At 69.9% G+C, this 9,170-nt stretch carries 8 protein-coding genes; 1 reads left to right on the top strand and 7 read right to left on the bottom strand.

Annotation, left to right across the window (positions count from 1 at the left end; genetic code table 11):
* The coding region (locus AC1D15_RS09855) for a Y-family DNA polymerase (protein ID WP_477825841.1) at positions 1–84 on the bottom strand (84 nt) is incomplete at its 3' end.
* Between the two features lie 110 nt (positions 85–194).
* Here AC1D15_RS09855 and senA point away from each other — a divergent pair.
* Positions 195–1,442, top strand: a complete 1,248-nt coding sequence (gene senA / locus AC1D15_RS09850) for a selenoneine synthase SenA (RefSeq protein WP_477825840.1) — start codon at positions 195–197, stop codon at positions 1,440–1,442.
* Here the strand turns inward: senA and AC1D15_RS09845 are convergent.
* The 6 genes from AC1D15_RS09845 to AC1D15_RS09820 form a co-directional block, all read right to left on the bottom strand.
* Positions 1,390–2,676: a leucine-rich repeat domain-containing protein gene (locus AC1D15_RS09845; RefSeq protein WP_477825839.1), complete on the bottom strand. Its 1,287-nt coding sequence runs from the start codon at positions 2,674–2,676 to the stop codon at positions 1,390–1,392. The genes senA and AC1D15_RS09845 overlap by 53 nt on opposite strands.
* A 62-nt stretch (positions 2,677–2,738) precedes the next feature.
* Positions 2,739–4,157, bottom strand: coding sequence for a Dyp-type peroxidase (locus AC1D15_RS09840; protein ID WP_477825838.1), 1,419 nt, complete (start codon positions 4,155–4,157; stop codon positions 2,739–2,741).
* Between the two features lie 106 nt (positions 4,158–4,263).
* The gene (gene fdhD, locus AC1D15_RS09835) at positions 4,264–5,118 is read right to left on the bottom strand and encodes a formate dehydrogenase accessory sulfurtransferase FdhD (RefSeq protein ID WP_477825837.1); all 855 of its coding nucleotides are present in this window, start codon (positions 5,116–5,118) and stop codon (positions 4,264–4,266) included.
* Positions 5,115–5,402, bottom strand: coding sequence for a hypothetical protein (locus AC1D15_RS09830; protein WP_477825836.1), 288 nt, complete (start codon positions 5,400–5,402; stop codon positions 5,115–5,117). The genes fdhD and AC1D15_RS09830 overlap by 4 nt, the downstream gene beginning before the upstream one ends.
* Complete coding sequence (locus AC1D15_RS09825) at positions 5,377–7,731, bottom strand: FdhF/YdeP family oxidoreductase (protein ID WP_477825835.1); 2,355 nt, start codon at positions 7,729–7,731, stop codon at positions 5,377–5,379. Before AC1D15_RS09825 ends, AC1D15_RS09830 begins: the two co-directional genes overlap by 26 nt.
* 79 nt (positions 7,732–7,810) lie before the next feature.
* Positions 7,811–9,170: OFA family MFS transporter (locus AC1D15_RS09820; RefSeq protein ID WP_477825834.1), on the bottom strand; the 1,360-nt coding region annotated here is incomplete at its 5' end.

Genomic DNA, 9,170 nt, shown 5'->3' with positions numbered 1-9,170 from the left:
GTCGCGCCCGCCGCCGATCACCACCGCCTGGCCGCGCAGCTCGGGGTAGCGCAGCAGTTCGACGGACGCGTAGAAGGCGTCCATGTCGAGGTGGGCGATCAGGCGTCGGGTCATGGTGGCGGCTGTACGAAACCACAGTATCGCGCGGCGCGCTATTCTCCGCCACTTCGCTGCGCACCACGTCGCCCCTCCCGATGCTGGATTTCCAAGCCCCGCCCATCGATGCGGCCCGCATGCGCCGCGCCGGCCGCGACCTGCTGTCGCTCGCGCTGATGGATGCGCGCAACCATTCGCTGCGCTGGTTGCAGGCCTTCGAGGACGCGCGCGTGGCGGTGCCGGAATCGCTGCGGCCCGAGGTGGATCCGCCGCTGTGGACGCTCGGCCACCTGGGCTGGTACCAGGAGTACTGGATCGGCCGCAACGTGCAGCGCCACCGCGGCGAGCACTGCGACCCGCGGGCGCCGCGGCTCGCGTCGATCGAGCCGGGGGCCGATGGCTGGTTCGACGCTTCGCTGGCGCCGGTGGCCACGCGCCGCGCGCTGGCGCTGCCCGACGCGCAGGCGGTGCGGGCCTACCTGGCCGAGACGCTGGAGACCACGCTCGAGCTGCTGGAGCACGCGCACGAGGGCGATGCGGCGCTGTATTTCTTCCGCCTCGCGCTGTTCCATGAAGACGCGCACGCCGAGGGGCTGGCGGTGCTGTCGCAGCAGCTCGGCTTCGATGCCGGCCTGTGGCCCGCCCTGTCGACGCTGCCGGCGCGGCCGGCGCTGCTGTTCCCGGCGGCGCGTGCGCGCATCGGCAGCGAGTCGGGCGAGGGCTTCGCGTACGACAACGAGCAGCCGGCGCACGAGGTGGCGCTGCCCGAGTTCGAGATCGATGCGCAGGCGGTGAGCTGGGCGCAGTACGGCGAGTTCGTCGAGGATGGCGGCTACGACGAAGCGCGCTGGTGGACGCCCGAGGGCTGGGCCTGGGTGCAGGCGGCCGGGCGGCGCAGCCCGCTGTATGTCGACCAGCTGCGCCAGGGCGTGCTGCAGCAGCGCTTCGGCCGGCTGGCGCGCGTGCCGCTCGGGCAGGCCGCGCTGCACCTGAGCTGGTACGAGGCCGATGCCTGGTGCCGCTGGGCCGGCCGGCGGCTGCCGACCGAGGTGGAGTGGGAGCATGCGGCGCGCACCGGCGAATCGCGCGGCTTCCGCTGGGGCCAGGTGTGGGAATGGACGGCCGGGCGCTTCCGGCCCTACGACCATTTCGAGCCGGGGCCGGACCTCGGGCACACGATGCCCGCCTTCGACGATCGGCACCGCGTGCTGCGCGGCGCGTCGTTCGCGACGCGCGAGCGGCTGCGGCATCCGTGCTATCGCAATTTCGAGTTGCCCGACTGCGACACGGAGTTCACGGGGTTTCGAAGTTGCGCGCCTTGGGAGGGAGCGAGTACGAGGCCATGAGCGCGTTGATCAGCAATGGCTCGGCCGCAAGGTGCCGGGCGAACGCCGTTCGGAGGTTGATGCTCGACACCGGGCCGGTGTGTCGTTGCGTCCTGGCCACGTTGCTGCGTGGCGCCAGCATGGCGGCGAGGTGCTGGCCGACCTGGTTCCTGGCGATCATGCCGGGGTCCTTCTTGAGGACCTGGCCCCAGCTCCCGGTGAACGCCTGGCAGGCGGCGATCAGGGCGGTGTCACCGAAGCGCGCATCCATTGCGCGGTTGCGCTGCAAGGTCGTCCAGATGGCGGGCGGGATCTGCCAGGGGGTTTCGAGCAGAGGGGGCTTCATCGAGGTGATCGAATGGGACAGCGCGAGGCCCTGGGCGAGCGTGTCGAGGTACTCGGGCGCGAAGAACGCGAGAGGGAGCTCCACGGTGCGCAGGGCCTTGTGCCTGGACAGCAATCGGCTCAGGGTAGCGACCTCGGGCCACTGAACCTGGGAGAGGCACCCGTTGTTGAGTTGGAGATGTTCCAGTCGGGGCAAGGCTCCCCGATCCAACGCCAGCGTCATCTGCAGCCGCGCGTCGTCGCGGTCAGCCTGCAATACCAGTCGGGTCAGTGTGCAGTTGCCCGCCAGTCCGGCCACCAGTGCGTGGACCTGCTGCGGACGCAGGTCCGGGAACTCGAGCTGCAGGCAGTCCAGCGACGGATGGTTCGCGAGGCTGGCGCCGAGAGCTGCCAGCCCTGAGCAGGCACCAGCTTCGAGTTGATCCTCCTCGGCGTCGTTCTCATACTCCAGCACCAGTGTCTTCAGGCCGGTGTTGCCTGCGATGCCTCGGGCCAGTTGCTCCAGCGGCGCGCCTGGATGGAATCCGTCGCAATTCTGAATGTGCAGCGTCTCCAATGTCGTGTTCGCTGCCAGCGCATCTGCAAACGGGGTGATCTCGCTGAAATCCAATTCATCGCCCAGCGTGAGCGTGCGTACCGAGGCGCATTGCTCCAGGACCTCGGTCACAGTGGCGAGCGAAGCGCGGTTCGGCATCAGCGCATCCAGCTCGAGTTCATTGACGTACCTGACGAGTTTTCCGTCGGAACCGGCTCCGGCAACGCGAGAGAGATCACCCTGCATCACTTGTTCGACATAGATGCGCGAGTTCTGTTTCGACCGGATGCTCTCGGCGGAATCTTCTTCGGAGTGGACATCCTGCTTGGGTTTCAGCAAAGGCCGTGTCTCGAGGCTGCCGTGGGTGCGTTTCATGAAAGGGGTTCCTGGTGTTGGACTGTATGCCTCAGTCGCACCCGTGCCTGAAAGGTTCCACACTACAAACCCTCGAAGAACCCCAGCGACGGCGCGAAGAAATACTCCCCGCCCTTCAGCGTCACGAACCCCGACATCCGCTGCGACAGCGTCGGCGCCTGCGCATCGCCCCAGCCGGCATGGTGGCGGTGCTTCACCGCGCCGCCCTGGCCGGCCAGCGGGTCGATGCCGGTGTGGCCGAGCACGAAGCCCTCGTCGTTCGCCCAGTTCGCCTGCGAGAACTCGAACTGCTCGACGATGCTCGCCTGGCAGGCCATGAACAGCAGCCCGACGCCGTGCGAGGGCGCGTCGCTGAAGCGCCCCTGCGCATCCTGCCGCCGCTCGCCGTACGGCATGCTGCGCCGCGCCATCAGCCGCGCACGCTCGGCCGCCGGCGCGATGCCGAATTCGCGCACCGTGTCGCCGCGCGGATTCGTCTTGCGGATGTGCGCATGGAACGGGCATCGGAGCCCCTGCGGGTCGGCGGCGTAGTCGAAATCGTTGGCCACCGGCTCCTCCAGCCCGGCATGCCCCTGCATCGCGAGCGGCGTGCCATCCGCGAAACGGCCTACCAGCATCGCGCCGGCCAGCGCCACGTCGGCGGCAGCGCCGAGCTTGCGCAGCCCGCGCGCCAACGCCGCCTCGGCCTGCTGGAAGGCCTGCACGTTCTGCTCGAGCTTGCGGTAGACGACGTACGAGCCGTGCGCCGCCGGATCATCGACCGCCGCGTCGCGCACCAGCACCTGCGACAGCGCGAAGCGCGGCGACCACCGCTGGCTGCCCCCGCCACGCAGTGCGTCGCGGGCAATGTCCTCCTCGATCATCAACGGCTGGCTGCGCCCCGAGACGAAGCCGAAATGCTCGATCCCTTCGCCGCGGCCGTTGCGCCAGCTGCGGGCCTGCTCGATGCCCAGCAGCTCGACACCCTCGTGTGGCGCCGCCGTCCAATCGGCGAGCGCCGCCTCCACCTGCGGCGCCTCCCCCGCCAACTGCACCAGCGCGTGCACCTCGTCGCGCCAGGCCGGCTCCCAGCCGGCGTGGTCGGGGTCGCGCAGCATCGGCTGCCGGTCCTTCAGGCCTTCGACGAAAGCCGGGTCCGACGGCCAGCGCTCGCGCGGCACCTGCAGCGCGCGGTAGCCGCGGGCCGACAGCAGGCACGACACGAACAGCGGCGTCTGCAGCACCGTGCCGGCCTCGCGCGCCGCGCGCACGCGCTGCGCATCGGCGAGCTGCGTGTCGGCGCGGCCGAGCCGCGGCCGCAGCGCGCGCAGGAAGTCGCGCCCGGCCTGCGCGTGCCCGAACCTCAGCAGCAGGTGCGCCGCGCGCGGCCGGCCATGGCCCTTCAACAGGTTGCCCTGCAACTGCGCCAGCAGCGCGCGTTCGTCGGCGGTGATCGTGGCCAGCGCGAGGGTCTTGCTCAGGTCGACGACCGGGGGGGCCATGGTGGGTCCTGGTGAGGCAGCCACGACAGCGTGCCTTCACGCCGCGTTCACGGCATCCCCAAGTTCGCGGAAAGCGAACCCCCCAGTTTGTCGATGTCAGGGCGTGTCAGCTGAGCGGCGCGAGCGCGGTGTAGTCGACCGCCTGCTCGCCGCGGCAGAAGCCGTACAGCTGCAGCCCCGACTGCCGCGCGATGTCGATCGCGAGCGAGGTCGGCGCCGAGATCGCGGCCAGCGTGCCGACCTGCAGCCGCACCGACTTGCGCACCAGCTCGTAGCTCGCGCGGCTGGACATCACGACGAAGCCCGGCTCGCCGAGCCGGCCCGCCAGCGCACGCCGGCCGAGCAGCTTGTCGAGCGCGTTGTGGCGGCCGACGTCCTCGGCCACGTCGAGCAATTCCCCCGCCGGCGTGGCCCAGCCGGCGGCATGGCAGGCGCCGGTCCTGGCGTTCAACGCCTGCCGGGCCGGCAGCGCAGCGAATGCGCGCAGCACCACGTCGGCCGGGATCGGCGGCTGGCCGGTGACGCGCTCGGTCGGCTGCAGGTCGAGCTGCGCCAGGCTGTCGATGCCGCACAGCCCGCAGCCGGTGCGGCCTTCGAGCGAGCGCTTGCGRTCCTTCAGCGCCGCGAACGCGCGCGACGACACCGTCATGTGCACCTCGCAGCCGCGCGCATGCGCCATCACCTCGATGTCGCGGCATTCGTCGCGGCCGGTGATCAGCCCTTCGGAGAGCGCGAAGCCGAGCCCGAGGGCTTCCAGGTCGGTCGGCGTGGCCATCATCACCGCGTGCGACAGCCCGTTGAAGACCAGCGCGACCGGCGACTCCACCGCCACGGTGTCGCTGCGCTCGCTCGCGACCGCGCCGACATGGCGGCGCACCGACACCGCCTCGGTGGGCGGCAGGCTGTCGGGCAGGTCGCAAGTGCCGGGTGTGGCGGTCGTGTCGGGGTGGGGCAGGCTCATGTCGGTCGGCGTGCGGTGTCGGTCGCGAAGGCCCGCCATTGTCCGGCCTCGTCGACCTGCAGGCGCACCCAGCCGGGGCCGACCGCGTCGCCGATGCGGGCATCGCTCATCTGCGTGTAGAGCCGGATCAGCACGCTGACGCGCACCCCCAGCCGTTTGGCCAGCCGCGTCAGCGCGACGCCGCGGCCGTCTTCGTCGAGCTCGAGCAGTTCCTGCAGCGCACGCTCCTCGAGCGGCGCGGGTGCGTTTTCAGGCCCCTCAGGCGACTGCGGTGTCGGCGACATCACGCGCCTTCGCCACCGGCGAATCCAGCGGGCGCAGCGTCAGCACCACCGGGATCGACTTCGAGGTCGGCGTGCGGGCGCCGATCGCGAAGCTCTGCAACGGCACCAGCGCGTTCGTCTCGGGGTAGTAGCTCGCGATGCAGCCGCGCGGAATGTCGTACTCGACCAGCAGGAACTTCTCGGCGCTGCGCCGTTCGTCGCTGCCGTCGTCGCCGAAGTACACGCTCGTGATGTCGACCCAGTCGCCGGCCTTCATGCCGAGTTCCTTCAGGTCGTCGCGGTTGATGAAGACCACGCGGCGGTGCCCGTAGACGCCGCGGTAGCGGTCGTCCATGCCGTAGATCGTCGTGTTGTACTGGTCGTGCGAGCGCACCGTGGCGAGCGTCAGCACGACCGCATCGGTCTGCTTGCGGGCGCGGTGCACGGCGGTATCGCGCGGCACCGGGTGGGCGCTGAACTGCGCCTTGTTCGATGCGGTGACCCACACGCGTTCCGATGCGGTGTTGCGCAGCCGGAAGCCGCCCGGCTTCCTGATCTTCTCGTTGAAGCCGGCGAAGTCGTCGAACACCGCCTCGATCTTGTCGCGGATGCGGCTGTAGTCCTCGACCAGCCACATCCAGGGTGTCTTGCTGGAAGGCAGCGTCGCGGCAGCCAGCCGCGCGACGATCATCGGCTCGGACAGCAGCATCGGCGAGGCCGGCGCGTTGATGCCCGACGACAGGTGCACCATGCTCATCGAGTCTTCGACCGTCACGCCCTGCGCGCCCGCGGCCTGCAGGTCGACCTCGGTGCGGCCCAGGCAGGGCAGCAGCAGCGCCTGGCGGCCGTGGATCACGTGGCTGCGGTTGAACTTGGTCGCGACATGCACCGTCAGCTCGCAGCGGCGCAGCGCCTTCCAGGTGGCATGCGTGTCGGGCGTGGCCGACGCGAAGTTGCCGCCCATCGCGAAGAACACCTTGCCGCGGCCGTCGAGCATCGCCTCGATCGCGGCCACGGTGTCGAAGCCGTCGGCGCGCGGCGGCTCGAAATCGAACACCTCGCCCAGCCGGTCGAGGAAGGCCGGCGCCGGCTTCTCGTAGATGCCCATCGTGCGGTCGCCCTGCACGTTGCTGTGGCCGCGCACCGGGCAGGCACCGGCACCGGGGCGGCCCAGGTTGCCGCGCATCAGCAGCAGGTTGGTGATCATCTGGATCGTCGCGACCGAATGCTGGTGCTGGGTGATGCCCATGCCCCAGCAGGCGATCACGCTCCTGGCACCGGCGTACAGCTCGGCGGCGCGGCAGATGTCCGCTTGCGTGAGGCCGGATTCGGCCTCCAGCGTCTCCCAGCTCTCGGCGCGCACGTCGGCCTCGAAGGCCTCGAAGCCGTGCGTGTGCTCGGCGATGAAGGCCAGGTCGAGCACGCGGGCGGCGCCGTCGCGCTGCGCGCGGTCGTCCAGCTCGAACACGTGCTTGCACATGCCCTTGACGAGCGCGAGGTCGCCGCCGATGCGCAGCTGGAAGTAGTGCGAGCTGATCGGCGTCGAGCCGAGCGTGCTCATCTCGAGCGCGCTCTGCGGGTCGGCGAAGCGCTCGAGCCCGCGCTCGCGCAGAGGGTTGAAGCTGACGATCTTCGCGCCGCGCTTCGAGGCCTGGCGCAGCTCGCCGAGCATGCGCGGGTGGTTGGTGCCCGGGTTCTGGCCGAAGATGAAGATCGCATCGGCCTGCTCGAAGTCGTCGAGCGTGACCGTGCCCTTGCCGACGCCGATGGTCGGGCGCAGGCCCGAGCCGCTCGGCTCGTGGCACATGTTCGAGCAGTCGGGGAAGTTGTTCGTGCCGTACTCGCGCACGAACAGCTGGTAGAGGAAGGCCGCCTCGTTGGAGGTGCGGCCGGAGGTGTAGAAGATCGCCTGGTTCGGGTCCGGCAGCGCGCGCAGCTCGCGCGCGATCATCGCGAACGCCTGGTCCCAGTCGATCGCCCGGTAGCGGTCGGAGGCCGCGTCATACACCATCGGGTGCGTGATGCGGCCCATGTCCTCGAGGAAGAAGTCGGATTGCTCGGCGAACCACGAGACGGTGTGCGCGCCCAGCACCTCGGGCGTCGCGCGCTTGGACGTGGCCTCGGCGGCCACGGCCTTCACGCCGTTCTCGCAGAACTCGAAGGTCGAGGTGTGGTCGCGGTCGGGCCAGGCGCAGCCGGGRCAGTCGAAACCGTCCGGCTGGTTGGCCGACAGCATCGTCTTCGCGCCCTTGGCCGCGATGCCGTGCTGCAGCAGCTGGTGCGCCACGCTCTTCAGCGCGCCCCAGCCGCCGGCCGGGCCCTTGTAGAACTCGATCTTCTGCTCTGCCATGTTGTTCTCGAACGCTCCCGATCAGACAAATCGAACCCACCACGCCGACTTATCGGCGCGTTGGGTTGCTTCTACAGCTTCAGGCGAAGAACTTGCCGACCGTGAGAAGCGTCTTGTAGACGCCCCAGGCCAGCGGAATGCCCACCGCCGCCCACGCCAGCGCGACCACGAAGGTCGGCGTGGTGCCGCCCGCGCCGGGGCCGCTGCCCACGTCGGCCGCAGCCGCGCGGTCATGCGCCAGGCGCTTCTCTTCGGCCAGCTCTTCATCGCTCATGAAGTGCTTGTCGGCCACCGGACGGATCGACAGGTTGGCGATCAGGCCGATCACCAGCATGCCGACCAGGATGTACATCGTCTGGTTGTAGACCTGCTCGCGCGGGATGCCCAGGCCGAGCTGGTAGTCGCGCATGTAGTTCACGATCACCGGGCCCAGGATGCCGGCCGTGGCCCAGGCCGTCAGCAGGCGGCCGTGGATCGCGCCCACCATCTGCGTGCCGAACAGGTCGGCCAGGTAGGCCGGCACCGTCGCGAAGCCGCCGCCGTACATGCTCAGGATGATGCACACGGCACCGACGAACAGCAGCGTGCTGCCGGCCCCTGCGCTGCCCGGCAGGCTGGCGTACAGCACGCCGCCGAGCACGAAGAAGATCGTGTAGGTCAGCTTGCGGCCGAGCTTGTCCGAGATGCTGGCCCAGAAGAAGCGGCCACCGATGTTGAACAGGCTCAGCAGTGCGGTGAAGCCCGCCGCGATGCCGGCGATCGCCGCCTTCTGCGCGGTGTCGAGTTCGCCGATCTTCTTGGCCACGCCGATCAGGCTGCCGCCGAAGACTTCCTGCAGCATCGGGCTGGCCATGCCGATCACGCCGATGCCGGCGCTGACGTTCATGCACAGCACCAGCCAGACCAGCCAGAACTGCGGAATGCCCCAGACCTTCTTCACATGCACGTGGCGCTGCGTGATCATCGCGTTGCTGGTCTGCGCGACCGGCGGGGTCCAGCCCGCGGGCTTCCAGCCGCTCGGCGGCACGCGGTAGCCGAAGGCGCCGCCCAGCATGAAGACGAAGTACACCACCGCCATCACGATGAAGGTCTGCATCACGCCGACGCCGGTGGGCGATGCGAAGTTCTTCATCAGCTCGGCCGCGAGCGGCGAACCGATCATCGCGCCGCCGCCGAAGCCCATGATGGCCATGCCGGTGGCCATGCCGCGGCGGTCGGGGAACCACTTGATCAGCGTCGAGACCGGCGAGATGTAGCCGAGGCCGAGGCCGATGCCGCCGATGATGCCGGAGCCGAGGATCATCAGCCAGAACTGGTGCAGGTGGATGCCGAGCGCCGAGATCAGCATGCCGCCGCACCAGCAGAGCGCGCTGACGACGCCGGCCTTGCGCGGGCCGGCCCGTYCGAGCCAGCCGCCCCACAGCGCCGCCGAGCAGCCG

This window comes from Rhizobacter sp. P2_H2 (genome assembly GCF_056403375.1).
This window is presented reverse-complemented; position numbering and strand designations above follow the sequence as displayed.

Excerpts from the sequence above, each read along its gene's own strand:
- senA (WP_477825840.1), top strand. The coding sequence starts at position 195 with ATGCTGGATTTCCAAGCCCCGCCCATCGATGCGGCCCGCATGCGCCGC.
- AC1D15_RS09845 (WP_477825839.1), bottom strand. The coding sequence starts at position 2,676 with ATGAAACGCACCCACGGCAGCCTCGAGACACGGCCTTTGCTGAAACCC.
- AC1D15_RS09840 (WP_477825838.1), bottom strand. The coding sequence starts at position 4,157 with ATGGCCCCCCCGGTCGTCGACCTGAGCAAGACCCTCGCGCTGGCCACG.
- AC1D15_RS09830 (WP_477825836.1), bottom strand. The coding sequence starts at position 5,402 with ATGTCGCCGACACCGCAGTCGCCTGAGGGGCCTGAAAACGCACCCGCG.